This window comes from Roseivirga thermotolerans (genome assembly GCF_014653175.1).
Classification (GTDB): Bacteria; Bacteroidota; Bacteroidia; order Cytophagales; family Cyclobacteriaceae; genus Roseivirga; species Roseivirga thermotolerans.
Genome location: NZ_BNAG01000002.1, coordinates 336,283 through 361,251, shown reverse-complemented (window position 1 = coordinate 361,251; position 24,969 = coordinate 336,283). Strand labels below are relative to the sequence as shown.

The window sequence follows — 24,969 nt, the reverse complement described above, 5'->3', positions numbered from 1 at the left end:
AAATTCCTCGCTCTCGTGGAGTTTGGCGCACCGTTTCCGGTGGGGCATTGCAACGCAGCTCGTGGCTGCGTTGGCCGTAACATACATTACGGCCGCTTCTCATCTACGGCCTGCTTTAATCACCTTTCAGCAGAAAGATTTTTAAAACGTCTTCAGATTACTCCCTTTCAAAGTTGTGATCTGGCACCTGTGGAGTGAGTCCCTGAAAGCCTCAGTTCCACACCACTGAGACTATTGCCTCAACGGTCGATTCGAAACGTTTGCTGTTTCAGATTTACCTGAGTAAACCCTTTCATTACACTTTTTCAGGCTTCCCCTGAAGAGAGATTGAAGCCATGCTTCAGTTCTTTATCCCTCACTTGGTATGTCTAAGGTATCCTTAATAATTTTACGCGCAAACTTTGTAAGTCCTTAGTTTTCAACAAGTTTCCCACTCCCTAATTCACAAGGTTATACACAGGGTTATCCACATAGTTATACACACATCTCTCAGCTTCAATCATTTAACATCTTCTACCTCCTATTTAAGCCTCTTTCGGTTTCCATAAGAAGCTTTCTATCTTATACTGCCATTTGAGGCATTTTCACTAAAATTGCAGCCTAATTGAAACGACCATGAGCGAAAACGAAAAGCACGAATCCCTGAACTTTATTGAGCAAATGATTGAGGCTGATTTGAAATCGGGCAAACGACAGGCCGTGCATACCCGTTTTCCTCCTGAGCCCAATGGCTACCTGCATATAGGTCATGCCAAATCTATTGTGCTCAACTTTGGCCTGGCCGAAAAATACAATGGCACCTGCAACCTTCGGTTTGACGATACCAATCCGGTAAAAGAAAGCACCGAATATGTAGACGCCATTAAGGCCGATATCGAATGGCTTGGTTATGAGTGGAACGGAAAGGCGCGTTATGCTTCAGATTATTTTGAGCAACTCTACACGTTTGCCGTAGCCCTCATTGAAAAAGGACTTGCCTATGTAGATGAGCAAACAGCCGAACAAATAAGTGCAGGTCGCACCAACCCTTCTACCCCCGGGATTGAAAGCCCGTTCCGAAACCGACCGGTAGAGGAAAACCTGGACTTGTTTAAACGAATGCGCGATGGTGAATTCGAAGAAGGCTCGCATGTACTTAGGGCCAAAGTAGATATGAATTCGCCCAATATGCATATGCGCGACCCTATTATGTATCGCATACGCAAGGTGAAGCACCACCGCACAGGCGACCAGTGGTGCATTTACCCTACCTATGATTTTGCCCATGGGCAGTCGGACTCCATAGAAGAAATTACCTACAGCCTTTGTACCCTCGAGTTTCGTGACCACCGGCCTTTATACGACTGGTTTATAGAGAAACTGGGCATATTCCCTTCGCAGCAAACCGAGTTTGCCCGGCTAAACCTGGGATATACTGTAGTGAGTAAACGTAAGCTGCTACAGTTGGTAGAAGAAGGGCATGTTTCCGGCTGGGACGACCCCCGAATGCCTACCATAAGTGGTTACAGACGCAGAGGCTACACCCCGGACTCCATTAAGAACTTTATTAAAAAAGTTGGAGTAGCCCGGAGAGATGGCATAACAGACATTGCCTTACTGGAACACTCCATAAGAGAAGACCTGAATAAGAAAGCTAATCGTGTTTTTGGTATTCAAAATCCGCTAAAAGTGGTGATTACCAACTGGCCGGAAGATAAAGTAGAAATGCTTCAGGCCGTAAACAACCCTGAAGATGAGTCGGCAGGAACTCGTGAAATGCCATTTTCGCGCGAAATTTATATTGAACGAGACGACTTTATGGAAGATCCTCCATCGCCTCGAAAATGGTTCCGCCTTGGCCCCGACAGAGAGGTTCGGCTGAAGTATGCTTACATTGTGAAATGTACGGGCTTTAAAAAAAGCGAATCGGGAGAGATTGAAGAAATCTACTGTGAGTATGATCCGGAAACAAAAAGCGGACAAGACACCAGTGGTAAAAAAGTGAAAGGAACCCTGGGTTGGGTATCTGTGGCTCATGCCGTTGAAGCAGAAATCAGGCTTTACGACCGTCTTTTCAGAACAGAGAACCTGAACACTATAGAAGACGACTACCTGAATCACCTCAACCCCAACTCGCTGGAGGTGATTGAGCACGCCAAGCTGGAGGCTTCATTGGCCCACGCAAAGCCCGGAGACCAATTTCAGTTTGAGCGTCAGGGATACTTTATTGTAGATAAAGACAGTTCTTCTAACAAATTGGTATTTAACCGCACAGTGACACTAAGAGACAACTGGGGTAAACAGAATTAATGGTTAAATTCATGAGACTAACACTCATGAAATGACCCTTCGACTACCCGTCTTTTTTTGTCTTCTATTAATGACTCTAAATGCTTTTGAGCTTACTGCATGGCAGCCAACTCAAAAGCATTTTCTATTAAAAGAACAGGCCGATTCGCTCTATAAAGCTCAGCAATGGGCCGAAGCCCTGGCACTTTTTCATCAATTAAAAAACCTGTCTTCATCCGATTCAGACAGGGCATCCCTCCTTTCCAAAATAGCCCGTTCGTATTTTAATCTTTCCCGCATTGACGATGCCATTGAAGCCTATGAGGAAAGCTTGCATATTCGTTCACAATACCTACCTGCAACAGACACCTTGCTAGCTCCTACCTACGCTATGCTCGGCTATCTGTACAGGTATTATAAATATGACGATCGCAAGGCGCTCCTCAATTACAGGCAGCAGGCCCATTGCATTGAAGACCACCCTGAAAGCTTCGATGCACAAACCTCTTTTTACAATGCCTATAATCTGGCTACTACTTATCGGTTAATTGAAGACCATGAAATGGGGCTCAACTATGCATACAAAGCCCTGCAAATTGCACACAATGAAAACAACGATGGCTTTAGAAGCCTGAGCTATTCTGTAATGGCCAATCTGTACAACGCCCTAAACCAAAATGAAAAAGCCATAGCAGCCTATCAGGCTAAGATTGAACTTACACCTGCCTCATCCAAAACAGCCACTGAATTGGTTACAGATTATAACAATATGGCCACGGCCTATCTGGACTTGAATCGGACTACTGAAGCCGAACACGCTTTACAGCAAGCCATTGATCTCCAACAAGGAAAACCCATTTCGGCTCGTATTTGGCTTATTTACGGCAATCTACGTGTAAAACAAAATCGGCCCACAGCTGCAAACAGGCTTTACAACAATGCACTGAACAACTCCAATAGCAACAGGGAAAAAGCAGTGATTCACGCCCAAATTGGCAGGGCCTATGAAGACCACAATCACCTGCACCAGGCCATAAGCCACTACAACCTGGCCATTGAACTGGAAACCAAAGAAATGTTGGGAGAGGCGGTATCTCTCTCCGAGGTTTCAACCCCCAATCCTTTTCTTTTCAGAGTTCAGAGTCACCTTGCTCGCAGCAAAGTGACGCTTTTTAAAACCAGTTCGGAATACCATTGGCTCAAAGAAGCTCTCGATAGCTACGACCGTCTGTTGGATTTTGCCGGCAGGCAGCGAGAACAGTTTGTAACAGAACAAGCAAAACTGGCTTTTCAGGGTTATGCACATAACCACTATGAATCGGCTTTAGAGGCCCTATTTTTAAGTAAAGATTCCCTACCGGCCGAAGAGGTATGGAATAAAGCCTGGGCATATATGGAAGACAGCAAGGCTCAAGACCTCCTTGAATCTATTGGTAGGGCCAAAAACTACGCCTTCATAGCGGTAAGTGACTCCATTCTTCAGGCCGAAAGCGATCTAAGAGACAAACTGGTACGCCTTACGGCCAGTTTGCAAGCTTGCGAAGTGTCTGCCTGCCCCGACTCTCTCATTATAAACCGCAGAAGGCAACTGCTGCAGATTAACGAAGACCTGGAGCAGATAAGACTACTTGTAGAAGAGCAATACCCAACCTACCATCAGGCCCTGGCCGGTAGCAAAGCCATTTCGCTAGATGATTATGCGAAGCAGATGGAAAACAACCAGACCATCATGTATTTTATGGGGCAACACTATGTATACTACCTGGCCATAGCGGGTAATCGAGGAGCGTTTGGCCGCCAACCCATAGACCATCAGTTCACACAGGAACTAAATAATTTTCAGAACCTGGTACACCACAGGCTGCTCTTCGCAAATAGAGAGTCTGTCGATTTTCGCACTTTCACCAACTCAGCTTATGCTTTATACACCAAACTAATACCCTCAGGGTTCAAAGGTTCTTCACAACAGTTGACCATCATTCCCGATGGTGCCCTCAACCAGCTTCCTTTCGAGGCACTCCTTACCCGGCTTCCATCCCACAAAACCATTAACTACAAAAGCCTCGACTACCTGATTCATCAAAAGGAAATTGCCTATGCATTTTCGGCTGCCCAACTGTTGAGCCAAATAAGAGCACAAACCACCACCAAACCTGCTAAAGTCATTGCCTTTGGAGAACCAGCCTCGCAGGAATTCAGCTCCTTAAAAGGCTCCACAACCGAGCTGCAATACATTAAAGAGTCGGTTAAAAACAGTCGATTTTATAGAGGGCCAGCAGCTACTAAAGCAGAATGGCTACAGTCGGTAAAGTCAGACCACAATATTCTGCACTTGGCCCTTCATGCCTCGGCCGATACTCTTACTCCCTTGTATTCAAGTATCTATTTTAGCCAAGGGGAAAATACAAACAACAGGCTTCAGCTTTATGAGCTATATGAATCAGGAATTCGTTCTCAGCTGGTTATTCTATCGGCCTGTGAAACCGGCCGGGGCAAATGGCAAAAAGGAGAAGGAGTACTTAGTTTGAGTAAGGGCTTTAGCTATGCCAATAACCCCAACCTTATTATGTCTTTATGGAAAGTAGCCGACCGGGCTACTGCAGAACTTTTTAAACAGTTTTATAGGGAAATAGCTGCTGGCCAACCTGTGGGCAACTCGCTCAGGCAGGCAAAACTCCAATACCTCAACCGGGCCGATGAGCTAAGTGCTCACCCCGCCAACTGGGCCGGATTCATTCAACTGGGCAATGCCAGACAAACTTTTGAGCCTGCGCCCCAACAAAGCCGGGCTTACTGGCTACTGGCTCTTGCTCTGACCACAATAGGCATGGTAGTGTTAAAAAAAGCCCGGACCAAGAAGGACAATATTCTTGAGCCCAGACTTTGATATTGCTAAGCGCAACCACAAACAATCCACTGCCAAAGCGTGTACAGTATGTACACTATAGAGGCAGCACCAACAGCGTACCCTCCAAAATAAACTGGCGGAGGCGGTGGTGGTGGCTTGTGGTCTTCAAGTACTCGGTTGTCTGTGCTGTCATCATTATCAGTTTCACTCATGGCTTATTGGTTTTGGTTAAAAAATATTACATCTCTTGTAGGAGTTCATTTGCCCTTTCTGAATAAGACGAATCGCCCTCTGCCAATACCTTCAACTGTTCCTTTGCCTTTTCAGTCTCTTTTGTATGTAAGTAACAAAGTGCCAAATACCATCGCGCTTGGCTTACAAGTAGACCTTGCCTTCGGAGTACATCTTGCAAGTGCTCTATGGCTTCGGCATGTTCGTTCAACACCATATGAGCCTGAGCACTATAAAACAGCACATACTCTTTCTGTTCTGCTTCTAGTATTTGGTTAAAGAGCTGCACAGCTCTTTCATAGTCTTCATTGTCATAGGCCAAAAAGGCCTGTTCTTCTTTAGTAAGTGTTTCGTTGCTACGCGTATTGGGAAGCACCACATTCGCATATACCTCAAAATAATTATTGTACAGCCTTTTATGGCTTTGGTTTGCTCCAAAATACCAGGCCACAACACTTACTACTCCCACCAGAAAAACGGCAGCCCAGCGCATAATCAGCGAAGACCCCAAACTTCTCTGCTCACCTTTCGGCTCTTCTAAAGGGTTTCCAAGATCTTTTTCCCAAGAATCCATAGTGTGCCTCAGCGCATTTCTACCTGCTTGCTCTATCCCCTCCTTCAGAGCTACAAAATCCTCCTTCAGAGCTAGAAAGTCTTTGTCTTCGGACAGTCGATGCTCTACCGCAGTCCGTTCCTCTGCCGACAACTGGTCGTTCAAATATTGTTCTATACGCTCTAAGTCTCTTTCCTTCTCCTCCATCTAATTCCCTCCGGTAAATAGTTTTCGTAGTCTGTTCAAACACTTATACTTCAAATTCTTGGTCGTATCAGTGTTTTTATATTCCAGCGCCAGCGTAATCTCCGCCAGGCTCATTTTCTTATAGTAGTATAGTTCCAGCAATTTCTGACAGGGATCTCCTAACTGATGTAATGCCTGTTCAACCTTGTTGAGCAGCGATTCTCTGCTCAATCGTTCGTCAGTCGATTCTGCCTCAAAGCGGCCCGCTTCGGGCTGCTTTAACCTAAGCTCGCGCAACTCCCGGATTTTGTTTTTCCCAATACCGAAAATATACGTTTTAGGATCGCTGGTAAACACCTGCAACTTGCCCGAAACCACATTTTCATAGAACTGTACCATGCTGAGCTGGTAGGCCTCTTTGCACTCTTCAAAATCAAGATCGAAGTGTTTGTTGGCCCATACCATAAACTCACCTCTGTACATTTCATAGACCTTTTGCAATTCAGCATTGTCTCCGCGCCTAATACGGTCAATCAGCGATCCGCTATCCATTCAAATGCTATCCTTTAATGATCTTATAGTGAAAAAGGTAACCCTCCACTATGGAAAGATTTCTCAAAAACTCATTCAAAATAGACAATTGTATGCTTAACAAAAAGTAAGGCACCCCTGAGTCGCTCAGGCGTCTTTGAACGGTAATTCAATTTTTTTTCTTTTGCCTGGGTTACCTTTTTCTATTTCTCCCATTAAGGGTGCTAAAGTTTCTCGAAAACGCACCTTAAAATGAGAGAACACCTTATCATAAAGCTCCATAAACCTGTTTCCGGGCAGTTCAGCTCCTGGCAACAGCTTATTCATGATAAATCCTCTCCACAATTTTCACTTGCAGCCGATGTAGACTCCATACTGGAGAAAAACCAAGTACCCGTTTGGGTAACCCATGAATATGAAAAGGCCAAAAAGTCAGGATGGTCGCCCACAGAAGTAAAGAATGGGCTCAACCGAATCTACCGTCTGATTCTTCGTAACAAAGCCAGCATACCCCAAAGCCTGGTAGACCAAATAGCCTTGCTTCCGGAAGTAGAGTATGTTCGAAAATTTGAAATTGCATCGGCCGAGCTGCCAAAGTACGAAGCCCATTCAGTACTGAACGACCAGTTTCCACAGCGAGCGCAGGAAAAAATCATAAAAGAAGCCCATCGGTTCACCCAGGGCCACCCCACCATAAAAGTGGCCGTGTTAGACACGGGCATTACGGCTACCCATCCGGAGCTGCGCCATGCCCTCTTAGACGGAAAAGACTTTGTAGACATTATAGATGGCCAAAGCGACTTTGTTGGCGATTTTTTAGGTTTTGATAATGATCCGGGCGATGAGGTTGGCCATGGCACTCATGTAACCGGCATTATAGCTGCCCGCGGGCTTCATATGCCCATGGGGCTTTCGCCACGCTCAAAAATTATTCCGGTGAGAGTACTAGGGGCCATGAGGAAAGGTGACTCAGTGGTTGGTGCCGGCATAGTTGATAATATCAATGCTGGGTTAAAATTCGCCATCGATGCCAAGGCCGACATTATTAACATGAGCCTGGGCATTAAACATTCCGGTGGCGGCCTCCCTCACAAGGAGGTAATCGACTATGCCAAAGACGAAGGGGTAACCATTGTGGCTGCAGCCGGCAATGACGGCAGGCACCAAATGTATTATCCCGGAGCTAATCCTTATGTAATTGCCGTTGGTGCCTTAGATACCAACGGTGAAATTGCCCCCTACTCCACCTACGGTGCCCACATATCCTTTGTGGCTCCGGGCACCACTATTTACAGCACTTACCTGGAAAATAAGTATGCCTACTCTAGCGGCACCAGCCAGGCAGCTCCTTTTGTAACCGCACTTATTGCGCTTATGAAGTCTTATGCCAAAAAACGAGACAAAGCCCTCTCCGACTCGAGCATTAAAAAACTACTAATGCTCACGGCAGATCGAAAAACAAGAAAACTAAAAGAAATGAAAACCGGCTTCGGTGCCGTCAACCCTGTTGACGCCCTTAAGCTACTGGATTATAAGTTAAACTGATACACATTATGAAAACCAAAAACGAAAACAACGGCACCGTAGAATCAGTAGGTTTAGACTACCAATTACTGGAACTGGTAGCCAATGAATTTAGAATTGCAGCTCCCCGGCTAACGGCAGATGAGCACAGCAAACATGCCCTCAAAATCCTTAAAGAGAAAGCCTCTAAGGAGCATCAAGCCAAGAGGCAAGAGCTTATTAAAGCGGGCTACTCCCTCACTATCGATGAAGTGAGTAAAAAAATCAATAAGAGCGGTATACACAATACCCTCCGGTATCTGCTGGCCGAAGAAAGCCTCTATGTAACCATTCTTCATGAGGTGATTCTCAAAGAAGGAATTACCGATACTCAGGGTATATACTCCAGAGTATCGGCCCTGACCAATCGCATGAAAGTAGAGTTCTTCAGCGAAGCTATCAGGCATGTAATGGACGATGCCAACATTGACAAACAAGCGGTTTCCATCAAAGCCCTATTAACGGAGGTGATAAAGAAGAACCCCTCTATTAATGCCACTCAATCGCCCATCCTAAAACTTATCAATGAACTGGACGATTTGGGCCTTATTCCTGATCTCATTGAGGCCTTCTTTTCGCGCCCCAAACCTGAGGTAGACCCTTCCAAAGCCACCGATGAAGTCAAAAAATCAATGGCCAATTACCTTATGAGTGTAGGTCTGGTGGTCACTCAGGACGCCATTAACAACCCCTCTCAAAAATTCGATGAAGCTCTGTTTTACGCCTATGCTCAGGCCATTAAAAAAAGCTCGAACGGTGAAGACCCCATAAGTAATTTGTATTCCAACACTTATGACAGCGAGTGGGACTATTCGGTAGATACCTTTGAAACGATTGAAGAACAAGGAGTAGACAAAGAAAATATTTATGCCGCTGCGGCTCTTTTCTACATTAAAACACTAGGCGATGACCTGGGTATTTTCAGAGTTGCCGATGCCATTATTCTGGCCTGGACTCAAGGCCGACTGGACATTCCACAGGGAGAAACCTCCTCAAAGTTATATCGCTACTACAAGCTTCGTGAAGAACGCACCACTATGGAAGAAAGAGCCATGTTCTACAAACAGGTGCTCAACATTGGCGATGCCGAAATGCTCGATAACATGGTGGCCAACGAGGAGTTCTCACAACTGTGGGAGGTGCTCATGGAAGAAGTTGTACGCTACATAGAAAAATATGAGTCGGCCGACAGCCCCGATTATATTTCAAAAACCCCTGTTTACCAATCGCTTAAAGACATCCAGTATAACCTTACCACTCGTACCAGCGGCATGGTAAAAGCCATGACCCGCGAAATGTACGCCCACCTGCAAAGCGCCATTGAGATACTGCGTGAGCAAACCGTAGTAGACCAACTGGGCTATGGTTATCAGAAAAGCATGTGGAAGGTAATAGAGCGCGTAAGCCAGTCAGAGTTTGACTCTATTCCGAACGTTTCGGCCCTGAGAAGAGCTGCCATAGAAGGCAATAAGCTGTTGCGTTGGATAGCCGATTTCGATGAAGGTTCTGTTACAGAAGAAAACTTTGTTGAATTCCTTCACATTGCCGAGAACTTCATCATATCTCAAAGTCAACTCATTGATAATGATGACAATGATGGCTATAACGAGAGAGAAATTGACAACATGTTGGATGAGGATAATGATGATTGGGACTTCTAAACCCAGAGGCCACCATTCACTCATGTTCAAAAACCATTAAATCATTTCAACGATGACACAAGAAGAACAATTAAAGGAAATAGCCCGGTCTAAGGCGCGCAATGCCCTGGCACTCTCCCCTTCTTTCAGAAGCATGCCCATAAAAGACCAGAAGTCTATTTATAGAGAAACCGTAAAAGCAGAATACGACAAGCTGGCCCACCAGAGTGGTTTAACCACCGCCATGGCCAATGTACCCAAAGCCAGCGACAACATTGACGACAGTCGCCATGCCCCCAATTATGAGGCTGGAGTGGATGCCTTCAAAGACCTTCAGGAAGACATTAACTTTGCCGATTTTGTAGGGGACTTACTGCGTTCGGTTTTCGATGCCAACATGGACGTAATGAAGTCGCAAACAGACGATTACATCCGCCTGATGAAACAGGCCACAACCGATTTGGCCTCTTTCATCAACAAAATTGATGATACCACCACTTTTGCCTATCTGGCCGAAAACAACAGCGATGAATTCGGCATGTCTTTTCAAGACCTGGATGATGACTCAGACAGCGGCAATAGTGGCGATGGACAAAAGACGGTGCTAACAAACTCAAACGGTGAGCCTGTAGACCTGGGAGACAACCAGATAAAAGCCAAAATAATGGAGGCTAAAATAGCCATGGCCAAAGAACACCGTACCGCTTTGCGCGAAATGATACTCATGGGGGTTACGCGCCTGGTGGTAGAAAAAGGTAAGGTAAAAGCCGGGGTAGTGTTCGACTTTAAGGCCAACCGGAATGTGCAAAAACAAGACAAAGCACTTAATAAAAACTCAACCTCCAGTGGCAAGTCGAGCCGTGTTGGTGGAGGTTTGTTTGGCATTTTCAGAGCCGGAGGTGGTAGCACAAGCAGTACCAGAAACACCAACATGAGCGTGAGCTCGGCCAAAAGTGTGGCCAATGACGAACTCAAAGCCAAGCTTATGGGTGAAGTGGAAATTGTGTTTAAGACCGACCACTTTCAGTTAGATAACTTTGCCCAGATGTACGGCCCCGTTACTAACAACGGTTCGCAACAGGCCGCTCCACCAACCAGTCCAACACCTAAGTAGTTGTGGCCCTGGCTTATCTAAAATATGAAGGTAGCTTCGGAGGAAATCATCACTTCACCTTCGACTTGGGAGCCAATCGCTTCTTCAAGTTGGGTGTAGGGCGCGAAACCCGAAGATCCAAGCGATCAGGGCTTAGGTTTATAGACAACGTCTATTACACCACCCCGCTCAAAAACATACCTGAGCAAGCCCTAGGAAGAGGTAAGATAGTATTGCCTAACGAACGCCTTCAGGAAAGGCAGTCGTATGTGCAGCTAATTAGCTATGCCGATCGCAAACAAACGGGGGCAACCTTCTCCGACCTGATAAGCATTCGAATACTGTCTTCATTGAATGGAAACGGTGGAGATTTCACCATGCCAGAGTTAGGATTTTCAAACCAACAAACCATGAATACAATTAACATAGACCATAAACCGCTTACACTAAAAGAAGAGCAATATAGCGATGCCATGTTCATTCAAGGGTTAATTGCAGCCATACCGGGAGTTATAAGTGCTGCAGGCCCCATACTCAAAGGATTGGTATCGGGTGCCGGAGGAGCATCGGGCATAGCCAATATTGTAGGCAGCCTGTTAGGTGGTGCCGGAGGAGGCCTACTCAACGGTGGAGCTACAGCAACCGCTCCTGCCCAGGCAGGCAATGGGAGAGCTTCCATAGACCTTACGAGTCCTGAATTTCTTAACCTGGTCAAAACTGTGCTCGAAAAACTCCCCAACCTTTCCACCGCCAGGGCACAAAGCCAATATTCCGAAGCCAAGGTGGCTCCGGCACTGGCTGCACTGATTCCCATGCTCCAGAAGGTGCTTTCTCCGGAGGTAATGAAATCAATAATAGAAAGCCCGAATAAAATGCTGAACACCATAATCGATGGCACGGCCAAGCTAGACAAGCAAGATATGGAGCACCTGGAAAAACTTAACCCTGGTGTAGACGACCCCTCAGTGGAACGAATTCTGGCCGGAATGAGCCTGATGCTGGCAAGTAATGCCAAGGCCATCCCGTTTAAGCAGATCAGATCAGTAGATTTCGACTTTAAACTCAAAAGAGCCGAATCGGGCAAGTCTCAGAGCAAAGCCTTTCTCAAAGGTGCTGCCATTAGGGTGCCCATTCAGGTGAGCACCCCCAAAACCCTGCCCGAAACCATTGTGCAGGTAATTATCAAAGACCCTGAAAAACTCACGGTGTTTGTAGAAAAGAAGTTCAAAGTGCCCACCCTCCAAAATGGGGAAGTTTTGGACACCATTTCTTTCGAAGCCCATGAACTGCTGGATGTACCTTCTAACAAAGACCTGCTGCTTTGCCTCTCGCTGGTCTGGAAAAACAGTAAGGGACAAAAAATAGGCACTCAGAAAACTACTCTGGTCACCTTTACTTCGGCCTATATGTTTGGCCACGTGGGAGGTGTGGTAGGCTCATCGGCTCCTCTAAACGATGTGAACCAGCACAGGGACTTCTGGCACAAAGTATGGCAAGCCGACCTTAAGGGTTCTACACGAAAGGTCACTTTCGACACCAAGTACATTTATCAGCTTTCTAACCAAACCAGCAGGAATGCACAGAACCAAACCCGGATAAAATGGAATAACCCGGCAGAGTTTGGAGAGGAGCGGAACGTACAGGGCAAGTTGCTTAGTGGCTTTGAAGCAAGCATTACATTGCTCAACCAGCTATTGCCTCGTGTAAGCGATTACCCTTCGCTTTCCCAAGATCAACTGGAGGCTCTAAGCAGCGACCACTTTGTAGGGCAGTCTGCTTTTTCGGCCCGAACACAACTGGAGTTCAGAGGAAGAACCGGAGACACTTTAGCACTTTGGATATTTCCCGAACTGCAAATCAGAGAGATTGTATTGAAAAAGACAGCTGAGGCCGACCTCAACGGCCAGCCGACAGCCTTTACCGAAGAAACCGTGCACTTTGGGCTACCTGCCGCGGTGCACTTTATAGGAGTAAGTTCAGACCGATAAATCATTGACATGAAAAACCCAACAAAATATCCCATAAAACAGGGCCTGAGCCAAAACATGAACATATCGGGCATTCAGATTAACGGAATGAAGGTATTGTTCGAAGAAAAGGTAAGCCTCATGCCCATTAAGACCGTGAACATAAGCCACAAATAATATGGAAAAAGAGTTCTACCAATTGATTGATGAGGCCCTAGCCCCAGTTTCCGGGTTCTTCAGCGATATGATTGACATAGCCGGAGAATTGCGCGATGAGGAACAAGGCCTTAGTCTCTACCTGGAAAATATGAGCATTTCTACTCCCATAGAAATGGATGTGATAATGACAGAAAGTGGAGAGATGGTATTAGGTAGTGCTCCACCCACACAAACTGTAGAAACCTCATTTATGCCTGTTTTTCATCAACTCAAAGTAAACATAAGCCTGGAAAAAGATGAGAAGTAACAATCAATCGTGGAAACTGGAAACCTTCATTGACACGCTCACTGTAGAATTAGACAAAGTGCGCGAAACTTTGGCGGTAAAGGCACTCAACAAGCCACTCACCTATTCGGTGAAAGATGTTGAACTGGAACTACAGATTTTTCCTGAATTCGATGGTGACGACATCCGCTTCTTAACTGCCAAACCAGGTCAGCAGGGAGCCTCCAAAGTCTCCTTACAGCTGGGTTCTATTACCGACAGACAGGTGAGGGAAACATCTAAGGCCCCCAGTGCCAATGACATTTCTATTGAAGAAGTGGAAGACATAGATCAGGAAACCAAAAAAGAGCTTAGAAAAATAGGAATCACCAGCGTGGGCGATCTGAAGAAGACCGAACCCATTCTCAAAAAAACCGGCAAACCCATTAACTACAACAAACTGGCCAATCTCATTAACAGATCCAGGAGAGATCAGCACGCACCGCGCATTCAAAAAGTATCCCTCTCTCAGGCCAATAACAACCGCCTGCTAGACATTCGCGGAGAATACCTGGCTCTTAGCAGCGACTTTACCCCGGTGGTAAAAATAAACAATAAGGAAGCACAGGTACTGGAAGCCTCCGAAGAACTGGTTAGGGTTATAATCCCTCAAGACCAGACACTTAGCCAAGCCAATGAGGTAATGATTGCCTTTGACCCATACGCATTGTACACACTGAACTTAAAGAACTAATCATGAAGAATCGATTAAACGCCCTTCAGAAAGAATTGAAACGAACCTCCCCTGCCAAACGACACCGGGACTCTCGTCCTTACATGTTCAACAAAAGCGAAATTATTGTTTCATTCAAAAATGGAGTCAATCAGGCAGCCGTTTCCGATTATTCTCTTCAGGTTATAAAAGACCTGCTCAAAGCTGCCAATCTCACCAAGGCCACTATCTCAGACAGTACCCGAACACCCGAAGATCAGGCCGCCATTATGTACAGAAATCTTGAAAATGAGGGAGTAGAAGCTCAACTGAGGCTCTATGGATCCGGTGGAGACAAAGTAATTCAGGAGTACGTGAGATTAAAAGCCGAAGGCAAAAGCAAGAGTGAAATAATAGCCGGAATGCTAGCCAAAATTAATGCGTTGGGACCCACTAACGTTTCGCGACATACGGCCGATCCAAGCCAGGTAAACATCATTGACATTGCACCATCATCTATAGAAGACAAACCCGCTTTCGAGAAAGCCATAAAAACAGAAAGTCGAATATCGAGGTATTTTTTGCCACCGGACGACCCTGCCTACCATATCGAAATCCCTCAAAACCAGGCTGTAGCTCAATCGCTTCGACTAACCCGACAAAGCCGTTCCGAGCAGTTCTATGACGACCTCTCGGCCATTCAACTTCAATTCAACTCAGAATCTATTGAAATAACCCACGAACAATCAGCCGAAAGCGCAATTAAAGAGTTTTTCAGTCCATCAGAAGAAGCCGAAGCGCAAGGTTCTTTTGAGCTGGTAAACAATGACTATGTATACAAAGACGACTCCCCTAACACCGCCTCTCCCCGAAGAGCTACCATTGGAACAGATAAATTCTCGGACCTTAAACCGGCAGAACCTTCCGATCAGGTAGACAGGGAAATGAATCGCATTGACCAAAAGCTCGATAATCCTTCCGGTGGCAACGGTTCTGCCGTATTGGCCAAAGACATTCCTGACTTCGACCGATTGGAAGAGGAAGTTCCCGATAAACCCGATTCAAAAACCAAAGAGGAAATAGATTTTGCCAAAGATCTAAAAGCCATACTGAGTGGTGAAAAACTCTACGATCCGGAAACCAAAAACCTGGTAGATCACAAAAGAGAGGTGCATTTGGACGATGAAGTACCCGAAGCTCCTTCTGCCCCTGCCAAAGCCGAAGCTACTCCCCCAAAAGAGCAGACCCCTGCTCAGGTTACCAATGAACCCTACGACTTATTCGAGCAGATTGAGAAAAACCGAAGTACGGAAAAGGGAGCCTCTATTGCCATAGAAGATGATTACCTGGCCTTTGAAGACCTGGAAATGCCTCCGGTATCAGCACAATCTAAAAACACCATTGTGAACATAGAGGTGTTGGAGCAAGCCGATAAGACCATGGACAATGGCTTTATTCCGCAAAGGGCCTCTGCCGTAGCAGGAGAATTAAGAGCCACCAGCGTGAGTGACATGGTACAGAAAGTATTAGCACACTTGCAGCCGGGACAAAAAATTGGAAGACTCACTCTAAGCGGCCACGGAGCCAAAGGCAATATTTCTGTAGGGGCCGGTATGGGCAACATCGGAGGTAAGATAATCAATGGTGATGCTACCCTATGGAAACCGGAGCTGGCTAAGTTAAAGGATAAGTTTGACGAAACCCGTGGAGAACTCTTTCTCAGAGGCTGCAATGTGGGAGCCGGACAGGCCGGAAGTAAAAAACTTAAGGAACTGGCCGATTTTCTAAACGTGAAAGTATATGCCCCCACAGGCAAGGTATACGACAGCTCCGAAGAAGCCGGTTCGGTGCATCAGGTGGCCTTCCCGGGTTCTCCGGCTCCAATACCCAAAAAAACACCTAGCGAAGAAAAAGCAGCCAAGGCCACAGCCCACACCAATCCAAACAGTATGCTCTTTAGAGATTTAGAAGAAATACTATTCAGTACCCGTGAAGAAATAAACTGGAACGAGAAACCGGAACAGGCCGATATTAGCAAAACCGATAGCGAGTGGATTGGCAACTTCCAAACCCAGTTGACACCCACCGATGCAGCCGATCTGAAAGGGCTTGCGGCCAAAGCCAATGGCCTTGTATTCCTCAAACGAGGGGGCCAATACCAGCACCTTACAATCTTCAACGACTTCCACCATTTGATAGACAAAGACTTTACCCTGGCCTATGAACTTAGCCCCCACTTGCGCGAGCAAGTATTGACCCTCTTCGATCCCAACTCCAAACTCTCTTACAATAGTTCGCAAAGGGCTGAAGACTTTGGTACTAACACCACCGTAGATATTACGGTGATTGATCACAACAATGATGGTTACCTGGGAGGCAGTGCACTATTCACTCTCGGTGAGTTAAGGGCCGGAAGCGTGAAAGACATGGTCGATAAGGTACTAAACCACCTCAAAGAAGGTCAAAAGATAGGCAAGCTTACCATTATTGGCCATGGCAACAAAGGCATTATAGTAATGGGTAGTGCCAAAGTACTAAAGACCAATAAGTACATAAACAGTAACGAATCAGAGTGGAAACCACAACTGCAAAGACTTAAGGGCAAGTTTGCAGAAACCGGTGAAATTTTTCTGAGAGGCTGTAATACAGGAGCAGGTACCAAGGGGGCCAACAAGCTCAAGAAGATAGCCGATATAGTAGGTGTAAAAGTTTCTGCTCCCACCGGCAAGGTTTATCCGCTTTCTGAAGAAAGCGGTTCTAAACACCAGGTGGCCTATCCGAACAAACCGGCTCCAACCCCAATTCCTACACCCACCGAGAGCAAAAAACTTAAGCTTTCGAAAGCCAAATCCATTGATATGACACCAACCGAATCCATAAAGGCCATCATGCTGCATGCAGCCGGGTTAGACGATTTCCCCGCTAACCCTGCCGATTATGCCGTTATGGAAAACAGCCCAGAATTCATTCAGCAATTTGTAAATGGAATTGACTTTAGCCAGAAAGAAGATGCCTCACAGCTTGCGGCAATTATAGATGCCCAGTTGGTGGTAATAACTCCGCAAGGACATAAAACCTATCAGCTGTTCAACGACTTTGAGTTGATTGCTGTTGGCAACGAATGGACCAGTGCCTATAGCGTGAGCTACGACCTGAAGCAGGCCATACTGCAAAAACTTGAAAACCGGAACGACTCTACTCCATCAGTCTGATCGCTATGAAAAGGGGTAAACTGTTCATATTACATCATGACGTTCAACGTCATAAAAAGGCCAAACCTGCTCCTGACCGGCTAGCTGAAGCACGCATGGTTCAGTCCGGTCAGGTAAGGTCTGGCTACTTCGATGACCTAAAGGCCATTGAACTGAGCTGTAATGAACAGCCAACCATTCCGGTACTACCCAACTCTCCCGATTATTCTCAGGCCAAAGATGCACTCCACGAAGTAAAGCAACTGGAAATAACCGATATAACTGATGGGTTTTCAGACTTTATGGACTCCGCTTTCGAAGATCAATTCAATGAGTTTTTTAACGAAAACCTGGAAGAGATAAACCATTCTCCCCAGACCAGTAGTGAACAAAGCACAGCTCCACCAAAGCAAAAGAAGCAGTCGGTGTACTCACAGCCTAAGGCCGAAACAGTACCTGTCGACTATTCCGACCCACATCATTTATTCGATCAGATTGGCAATAACATAGCCAAAACGAAAGCCATAAGCCTGGGTGAATTTTCTATCGAAACCAGTGACAATGCTTCAACACCTCCGCCACTCATGGGCGAAGATGAATTAAACGAAGACTTAAACCTTTTGAACAATACAAAAAAACATAGTGATGAGAAATAGAATGCTGGCGATACAACAAGAGTTGTTAACCAATAACCCAAAAATGAAGAAAGTGGCCAAAGCCAGTGCCAAGCGCCACCTGCACAGCGCCTATAACAAAAGCAATTACGATAAGTACCTACCCATAATAGGAAGGGTATTAAGAAACGGACAACCGGTTAGCGGTGCTGAAGTGGCATTTGTACAAATGGTAAACGATACCGGCCAACGCATGAACTATCAGGTCCATACAGGCAGCTCTATAACCAATCAGAACGGAGAGTTTTTTATGGGCATTCAGTATGAGAACCACAACTTTGCAGCGGTCACTCAAGCGACTATAGAAGTAACCGTTAATACGGAAAACCACAATATGGTCACCCAAACCGGAATAGACTTAAGAGCTGCCATGGGAGCAGTTTTCCCTACCACTACTATGGACGCTATTCTTACTCTCCTGAAAGCACCCAATCCATTCAGTTTGATATCCACCAATTTCGTTGGGATTGCCGCCATCAAAGACATAACTATTCAATAACACTGCCATGAGAAACAGAATATTATCTATACAACAAGAGCTAAAAGCACCCGGTGTAGCCCAAAGCTACTCCCTCATTGGTGTAAATAAAAAAAGCAGGAGTGCTCGGCCGGGCGGACTATTGGCACGAACTAAAAGCAAGGATCATGACAAATACCTGATTGTGACGGGTCAGCTGATTAAAAACGATAGTCCGGTGGCCAATAAAAATGTGGAATTGGTAGGGCTGTGGCATGAGAACGGCTACGCCATGTCTTCGACCAACTATATTGCATCGGCCAAAACAGACGCCAACGGGTATTTTAAAATGGCACTAAAGTATGATCAAACCAATACCATTGAAGTGGCCGCCCGAGCTTTGGTAAAAATAAAAGTAGACGGGCAAGAGTACTTGCTGAAACCAAAGCCTATGGCCGATCTCACACACATGCTTTCTATTATATTCCCAGGCGATATGAAAGGGGCTATTCTCAAGTTTCTAAAGGTCAGAAACCCAATGAAGCTTATCTCAACCAATTTTATTGGTTTGGCCACGGCTCAAAAAGTACCCCTAAAATAAGGCAAGCTATACAGAGAGGTGAGTTCAAAACCAGATTTTACCACCTGCCACCCACGGAAATACATTTTCGGCAGGCCACTATAAAGTCTTACTTTTGAGCCAACCTCTTTGTTTGCCATGAGTCTTAACCCCACCCGTATCCACCAACTATCTCCGGGCGATATAGCCCTTGTAGGACTGCCATACGATGAAAACTCTTCTTTTCTGAAAGGGCCTGCCCTGGCTCCCCAGCTCATAGTGGATGCCATTAATTCCGACTCAGCAAACTTCTACACTGAATCTCTCATTCAGATAGCAGATATCCCCCATCTCAAATGGTGTGGAGAAACCAGTCTCTCTGACTATTGGGCAATTGAGAAAACAATTGACAGCATCCTTGCTAAGGGAGCTATACCCTTTAGTCTTGGAGGTGATCACTCCATTACCTATCCTATTGTTAAAGCAATGGCCAAAAAGTATGCTCAACTGAGTATTCTTCACTTCGATGCCCATGGCGACCTCTACGATGTGCTGGATGGCAATAAGCTTTCGCATGCGTGTCCCTTTGCCCGAATAATGGAAAACCAATATGCACAACAGCTCACGCAAATAGGCATACGCACCATGACTCAGCATCAAAAAGAACAAGCCGATCGGTTTGGAGTAACCGTAAACACCATGAAAGACCGTCACCAACTCAAAGGCTTGAATCTGGAGGGACCGGTTTACCTGAGTTTCGATCTGGATGTGCTAGACCCGGCTTATGCACCGGGTGTTTCGCACCATGAGCCGGGTGGTTATTCCACCCGAGAGGTACTCGATATTATTCAGTCACTTGAGCTCGAAATTGTGGGTTTAGATGTGGTAGAATACAACCCCAAAAGAGACCTGAATGGTGTAACGGGAATGGTTGCCGCTAAAATTGTCAAGGAGCTGATCGAAAAAGTGCTTTAATTAACCTCTATTGCCCTTACCAGCACTTAGGACTACAGCTTCTATGCCCCGGTGCCATATCTGTAGAACTCTTCCAGCTTATCGGTATTGATAAAGTCTACACCCAACTTTTTCATTTGCTGCCAACTATTCCGGTTATCCGGAATTGCCCAGAAACGAAACTTCTTCCCCTCAGCATGGGCTTCTTTTATCAGTTTGCTGATTTTCTTTCGATCTGCCTTCGGCAGTTTTCCTTCACCATTCCATTGAGAGTAGGCTCTAAAGCTCACACTAATTACCGGCATAATGTGGCTACCAATACCCTTACCTAAGTCGTCCGGCCGGCCATCCAGTGCGGCTAAACCGGGGTTGTCATTCACCAACCCAAGCGGTCGGTTGCCAGAAATAAAGAGTGTAACAGGCCCTTCTTTCTCCACTCCAGTTTTAGTGAGTTTAGTAAATAGGTGTGCATACTTTTTCTGCAACTCAGCCAAAGCCATATACGTGGTGTGAGCATCGCTCTTAAAGTCTACCATTAAGTAAAAAGGCAAGTCGCTATTCGCATAGACACTGCCATGGTTAACCCTCACTATACTATCCAAGGGTTGAAAATAAAGTGCTTCGAGTGTCCTTTCTACCGAGATATCTTCATAATCATGCGCCACAAACAGTTCACCATTTACCTCAAACACATCTGCTTCAATTGAAGTAAACCCGAAGGAATAGGCATCTAAGAGTGGTCTTTCATGGTTGTAATCATTGTGGGCATGAGATTTTGGCAGGGGCTTTTGTGCATGAGCACATAGCCCTGAAAAAAGCACACACACGAGTATTAAGGTTCGCAACATACTCAGCCCATATTAAGGTTTGGCAATATGCTCCCAAGGGCCGGTAATGGCCAGGGTATCTCCGTTTTCCTGAATATTCACAAAAAGGGTTTTTCCTGAAGGTGAGAAAGTAACCCCGGCAAATTCCGACTTGGAACTCCTATTGCAGGCTATATCGTACAACTCTCCTTTTTGATTGATACCGCGTACATGGTTCAACTCTCCATTGTCTTCAGTAAGTACCACATCGCCCCAGGGCGCAATGCACAAGTTGTCGCACATATGGAGTATGGTTTTATCGGCAGACTCTGCAAATAGCTCCAGCGTTTGGTCTTCCGGTGAGTATCTGAACACCTGACCAAACTTTTTCGGGCCACCATTGGTGCAGGCAAAGTACACTTCCTTATTGCCATACCACATTCCCTCACCTCTGGCGAAACGAGCCGCTCCTTTGTCGAAACCTCTGTATCTTAAATCATCTTCTTCAGAATCTACATTGTCAAGGTCGATCCACTCTACTTCTAACTTTTCATTGGGTTGAATGGTGATCTCTTCCCAGTTTCGGGTATCGAAACCTGGTTTATCCTTTATGGCAAGGGCTTGTAAGATACCTCCGCTATGCAAGTCGTTTTTGTTGTTTGGTATAAACCGGTAGATCAGTCCATCATGAGTATCTTCGGTCTGGTACACATAATGTGTTTCCGGATCTACCGCCACAGCTTCATGGTTGAAGCGCCCCATTGCCTTAATTGGCTTGGGTTCGGCCACCAGAATGTTTTCAGAAGCCGGCACCTCAAATACATATCCATGATATTGCTCTACCGGGCCTTCAGGCCTGGTTACGTCTTCTTCACAAGTGAGCCAACTACCCCAGGGGGTAATTCCACCGGCACAGTTACGGTAGGTTCCTGCCAGACTCAGGTATTGTTTCTCAACCTCTCCGGTTTCTTCATTGTAAACCAAAGTGGTGGTTCCTCCTAAACCCGGGTATTCCGAATTACCCGCATCGAACAGGTTTTCTGTCCCAAAAGACTTCAGGTTTTCATTTTCATTGCCAAAAGCACCTTCTTCCTTTCGGCCCGGGCTATTCTCATGATTCCTGACTATTAGTACTTTGCCGTCTGCCGCTTCAAAAGTTCCCATTCCATCGGGTCGGGCAGGCACTTTCAGGCCATCGTCCATGGGGTCTCCCCATTTGGATATAATCTTATAAGAAAAGCCCTCGGGTAAATCCAGGTAGCCTTTAGGATCACTGATAAGTTGCACTTTACTATTGGATATCGCTTTGCCGGCACATCGCGAGAGGGCTATAAAGCCAAGGCTCACAACGGCTGATTGTTTGATGAACTTTCGTCTGCTGTTGGCGGTCATGTCTTGATTGAAAGTGTGAGAGGCTGTTTCTAAAACTTGTTTCCATCATCCTAAACTCATGGAAAGCCATTCGGGGCTTTGTATCTATTTAGAATGACCGTATAAACGTTCGAAACAGCCTCATCACCATTACTAATTGAAAATAAACCTAATCTACTTTAAATAGCTGTTGATGTGGGGCTCAGGGCATGAACCCTTTGTTAAATCTATTTTACGAAGGCTTCAACGGCCTTTCCGGCTCCTTTGAGTTGGTAGTTGAGTCCCAACAGTTTAGCTACGGTAGCTGCCACCTGATTTTGATAGTATTGACCTGTTTTTACCTCTCCCAAGGCCGGAGTATCGGGGCCAATAGCAGCCATCCAGATTTGATCTGCTCCTTTTATGTCAGTTCCGTGGCTTCTCCAGGTATCCAAAGGCTCTGTTCCTCTGCCATGATCTGTAGTAATGATCAAAGTGGTTTTATCCTTGTATTGAGGGGTAGACTGAATGTACTCCCAAATTTCTTTGATAAACTGATCGGTTTGCCTGGCCGACTTCAGGTAGTGATCATACTCCCCATCGTGAGCAAAATCGTCAGTTTCGCCATAGGCAATATATACGAGCTTTGGCGAGTGTTTTTTTACATATTCCATGGCAAAATGGTGCGTAAAAGCATCAAGCCTCACTCCTCCCCAGGGGCTTGGAATTTCGTCCTGAAGCTTATTAAGAAATTGCTCCTTTTCAGAAAGCGGCTCATCAGTAGATTTTTCGAACCCGGCATTTACGGGAACTCCGCTCCTTTCTTCGTTGATAATGTATGGAAAGACATCCCAGGAACCAAAAGCTGCCACTTTGCCTTCAAAACCTTTTTGCTTGTGAGCAAACTCCAATATGGTTTCGTTAGGATTCTGAATTTTTGCGTTGGAGTTGATTCTCTCATCATCTGCTTTACCTGTCAAAATCTCGTTATACCCCGGGTAGGAAAACCACATATTGTTGGTGCAATTGACCAAGCTCCCCAACTCTCTGTTTCCTAACAGCTGACCTTCTTTGGCCAAGGTGTTCCAGAAAAAGGGCATCAGTACCTCTCTTCTTTCAGCAGGATTTTCTCTCCAAAAAAGCTCCCTCAGTTCTTCTGCGTTGCCCACATAGGTTTTGTTGCCTATGAGTTGTTCATCGGCACCGGTATAGAGTTCCTGCCAACGAAGCCCATCGAGCGTAATAATGAATACATTTTCGGTTTTATATTGGCCACAGGCACTTAGTGTTACAAGGCACAAGGCCAGGGCTATTATAGTTTTTTTCATTTCTTCTTTTTTTAATAAGAGGTTATGGCCACCCTTACTATGACCATAACCCTAAATCTAAAAATTAACTAACAACTATGATTACTGAACATCCCACCAAACCCGCGTGGTTAGGTTGTCCGGCCCCTGTCTTTGTATAGCGGCATTATAGTTTTCTTTGTTGAGTGCCTGAACACCTGAAGGATACATGAACCTTACCGGAACGGTGGCCTGCACAGCTCCCGGTCCGGGAGTTATCTGTGGCACACCGGTTCTTCTCCAATCGAACCAAGCCTCTAAACCACTGAAAAAGTTGGCGATCCACTTTTGCATAGCAATTTTCTCTAATCGCTGAGCAGGAGTACCCACATAAGCCACCTCCGGTTGAGCGTAATAAAGAGCATCGGCTTCTACAGCATCTTTTATGGCATGGTAGCCTCCCACTTCCAGGCGTTCATCGTAATAATCGAATGAAGCTTGAATACCGTTTCGGTAATAATCTGCTGCTGTACCTGTAGTAATAAACCCTCTTTCTCTAGCCTCGGCCAATATAAACTGAAGCTCGGAGTAGCTCATTATCATGGCTTGTCTGGCAATTGGCGAGGCCAATGAATTGCAAGCCGAGCAAGAGAACATAAGCCCCAGTCTGGAGATGAAGTTAGAACCTCCCTTGGCAGGATCGCCACTTGGCGAATACTGAAGAGCCTCCTCATCGGCCAGTCCATTAGGCACTCCCTGGTAGTCATCCCAGTCGCCAACCAGCCCGGCTCCAGAGTCGGTAGTTGGCTGAGCATAGGCAAAAAGCCTGGTATCGTTGAGCGACTTGAGTGTATTCTCCATTTTTTCACTCAAACGGTATTCATCGAAAGAGCCCGAACGGGTGGTATACAAAGGCTGCTGGTTGGGTAAATCGGCCAGGTATTGCAGAGCTACATTGTCTGCATTGCTCTCCATTATCGGGTGATCGGCCGGGTTGCCCACAATGGCCTGCATGGCCGCACTTGGATCTATACGATCAGACAAGCGGAGGTGTATTCTGAGCAATAGAGAGTTGGCAAACTTCTTCCAGCGCAGTATATCACCATTGAACAGTATATCGCCTTCAATACCCGGTCCATTCACATCGAGTATGTCATTTGCCTCATTGAGCTGAGCAATTATCCCTTGGTAGATCTCTTGCTGAGCATCGAACTTTGGTAGGTTCACCCCTTCTTTGGCCATAGTAGCTTCAGAATAGGGCACATCTCCGTAAGCATCGGTTAGTACAGAAAATAACCAGGCCTGGTATACCATTGCCACTCCCAGAAAGTTGTTGTTGCCCGACTCTGTGGCTATTTTCTTAATGTTTTCAACATCGCGCATAATGTTGTAGTACGAGTTATAGGGCGAAGACTCCGGACCCCAGTTGTACCGGTCTTCATTGGTAAACTGTATTTTGGCAGAATATTGCATTACTACGTTGCCAAGGCCCCAGGCCAGACCAGCACTCTCGTTTATTCCGTTTCTCAGCACCGTAGGGAGCAGCAACGAAGCCGGTACTTCTTCCGGACTGTTGGGATTCATGTTGAGCTCTTCGAAGCCATCGTCACAAGCCGCCAGGCCAAAACATACGGCTAGGACCGCTACTACAAATAGTTTATTGAAACTTTTCATTT

The 24,969-nt window shown here is 45.9% G+C and carries 21 protein-coding genes; 14 read left to right on the top strand and 7 right to left on the bottom strand.

Features of this window, described 5'->3' with window-relative positions; translation table 11 throughout:
* Window positions 1-615 precede the first annotated feature (615 nt).
* Both IE164_RS07525 and IE164_RS07520 read left to right on the top strand, forming a co-directional pair.
* Window positions 616-2,289 carry a glutamine--tRNA ligase/YqeY domain fusion protein gene (locus tag IE164_RS07525; protein ID WP_189629605.1) on the top strand — a complete coding sequence of 558 codons (1,674 nt, stop codon included), beginning with the start codon at window positions 616-618 and terminating at the stop codon, window positions 2,287-2,289.
* Window positions 2,290-2,320: 31 nt separating this feature from the next.
* Entirely contained in the window at window positions 2,321-5,155 is a 2,835-nt protein-coding gene (locus IE164_RS07520; RefSeq protein ID WP_189629604.1) for a CHAT domain-containing protein, read from the top strand.
* A gap of 5 nt (window positions 5,156-5,160) precedes the next feature.
* Here the strand turns inward: IE164_RS07520 and IE164_RS07515 are convergent, their stop codons facing one another.
* From IE164_RS07515 to IE164_RS07505, 3 genes are read right to left on the bottom strand one after another with little or no spacing between them, the layout of a single operon-like run.
* Window positions 5,161-5,328 carry a hypothetical protein gene (locus IE164_RS07515; protein ID WP_189629603.1) on the bottom strand — a complete coding sequence of 56 codons (168 nt, stop codon included), beginning with the start codon at window positions 5,326-5,328 and terminating at the stop codon, window positions 5,161-5,163.
* Between the two features lie 26 nt (window positions 5,329-5,354).
* Window positions 5,355-6,107 (bottom strand): tetratricopeptide repeat protein, encoded by a 753-nt coding sequence (locus tag IE164_RS07510; RefSeq protein ID WP_189629602.1) that lies wholly within the window; start codon window positions 6,105-6,107, stop codon window positions 5,355-5,357.
* Window positions 6,108-6,638, bottom strand: a complete 531-nt coding sequence (locus IE164_RS07505) for an RNA polymerase sigma factor (protein ID WP_189629601.1) — start codon at window positions 6,636-6,638, stop codon at window positions 6,108-6,110.
* Between the two features lie 231 nt (window positions 6,639-6,869).
* Between IE164_RS07505 and IE164_RS07500 the strand changes: the two genes are divergently transcribed.
* The 12 genes from IE164_RS07500 to speB all read left to right on the top strand — a co-directional run bounded on the left by IE164_RS07500 (window position 6,870) and on the right by speB (window position 19,872).
* Window positions 6,870-8,162: a S8 family serine peptidase gene (locus tag IE164_RS07500; protein WP_189629600.1), complete on the top strand. Its 1,293-nt coding sequence runs from the start codon at window positions 6,870-6,872 to the stop codon at window positions 8,160-8,162.
* Window positions 8,163-8,170: 8 nt separating this feature from the next.
* On the top strand, window positions 8,171-9,841 hold the full coding sequence (locus IE164_RS18520; RefSeq protein WP_229838577.1) for a hypothetical protein: 1,671 nt from the start codon (window positions 8,171-8,173) through the stop codon (window positions 9,839-9,841).
* 52 nt (window positions 9,842-9,893) lie between these two features.
* Window positions 9,894-10,934, top strand: coding sequence for a hypothetical protein (locus IE164_RS07490; RefSeq protein ID WP_189629599.1), 1,041 nt, complete (start codon window positions 9,894-9,896; stop codon window positions 10,932-10,934).
* Window positions 10,935-10,936: 2 nt separating this feature from the next.
* A complete protein-coding gene (locus IE164_RS07485; RefSeq protein WP_189629598.1) occupies window positions 10,937-12,901 on the top strand; it encodes a hypothetical protein in 1,965 nt (654 codons plus the stop codon).
* A 9-nt stretch (window positions 12,902-12,910) separates the two neighbouring features.
* Window positions 12,911-13,057, top strand: coding sequence for a hypothetical protein (locus tag IE164_RS07480; RefSeq protein WP_189629597.1), 147 nt, complete (start codon window positions 12,911-12,913; stop codon window positions 13,055-13,057).
* 1 nt (window position 13,058) lies between these two features.
* Window positions 13,059-13,346: a hypothetical protein gene (locus IE164_RS07475; protein ID WP_189629596.1), complete on the top strand. Its 288-nt coding sequence runs from the start codon at window positions 13,059-13,061 to the stop codon at window positions 13,344-13,346.
* Window positions 13,336-14,058: a hypothetical protein gene (locus IE164_RS07470; protein ID WP_189629595.1), complete on the top strand. Its 723-nt coding sequence runs from the start codon at window positions 13,336-13,338 to the stop codon at window positions 14,056-14,058. The genes IE164_RS07475 and IE164_RS07470 overlap by 11 nt, the downstream gene beginning before the upstream one ends.
* A gap of 2 nt (window positions 14,059-14,060) precedes the next feature.
* On the top strand, window positions 14,061-17,228 hold the full coding sequence (locus tag IE164_RS07465) for a DUF4347 domain-containing protein (protein ID WP_189629594.1): 3,168 nt from the start codon (window positions 14,061-14,063) through the stop codon (window positions 17,226-17,228).
* A 5-nt stretch (window positions 17,229-17,233) separates the two neighbouring features.
* Entirely contained in the window at window positions 17,234-17,863 is a 630-nt protein-coding gene (locus IE164_RS07460) for a hypothetical protein (protein ID WP_189629593.1), read from the top strand.
* The gene (locus tag IE164_RS07455; protein WP_189629592.1) at window positions 17,853-18,380 is read left to right on the top strand and encodes a hypothetical protein; all 528 of its coding nucleotides are present in this window, start codon (window positions 17,853-17,855) and stop codon (window positions 18,378-18,380) included. The genes IE164_RS07460 and IE164_RS07455 overlap by 11 nt, the downstream gene beginning before the upstream one ends.
* 7 nt (window positions 18,381-18,387) lie before the next feature.
* Complete coding sequence (locus tag IE164_RS07450) at window positions 18,388-18,939, top strand: transthyretin-like family protein (RefSeq protein WP_189629591.1); 552 nt, start codon at window positions 18,388-18,390, stop codon at window positions 18,937-18,939.
* Between the two features lie 117 nt (window positions 18,940-19,056).
* Window positions 19,057-19,872, top strand: a complete 816-nt coding sequence (speB, locus tag IE164_RS07445) for an agmatinase (RefSeq protein ID WP_189629590.1) — start codon at window positions 19,057-19,059, stop codon at window positions 19,870-19,872.
* A gap of 41 nt (window positions 19,873-19,913) precedes the next feature.
* Here the strand turns inward: speB and IE164_RS07440 are convergent, their stop codons facing one another.
* The 4 genes from IE164_RS07440 to IE164_RS07425 form a co-directional block, all read right to left on the bottom strand.
* A complete protein-coding gene (locus tag IE164_RS07440; RefSeq protein ID WP_189629589.1) occupies window positions 19,914-20,699 on the bottom strand; it encodes a phosphatidylinositol-specific phospholipase C/glycerophosphodiester phosphodiesterase family protein in 786 nt (261 codons plus the stop codon).
* 12 nt (window positions 20,700-20,711) lie between these two features.
* Entirely contained in the window at window positions 20,712-22,049 is a 1,338-nt protein-coding gene (locus tag IE164_RS07435; protein WP_189629588.1) for an alkaline phosphatase PhoX, read from the bottom strand.
* 206 nt (window positions 22,050-22,255) lie between these two features.
* Window positions 22,256-23,335, bottom strand: coding sequence for a sulfatase-like hydrolase/transferase (locus tag IE164_RS07430; RefSeq protein WP_189629587.1), 1,080 nt, complete (start codon window positions 23,333-23,335; stop codon window positions 22,256-22,258).
* Between the two features lie 81 nt (window positions 23,336-23,416).
* The gene (locus IE164_RS07425) at window positions 23,417-24,967 is read right to left on the bottom strand and encodes a SusD/RagB family nutrient-binding outer membrane lipoprotein (RefSeq protein ID WP_189629586.1); all 1,551 of its coding nucleotides are present in this window, start codon (window positions 24,965-24,967) and stop codon (window positions 23,417-23,419) included.
* Between the last annotated feature and the right edge of the window lie 2 nt (window positions 24,968-24,969).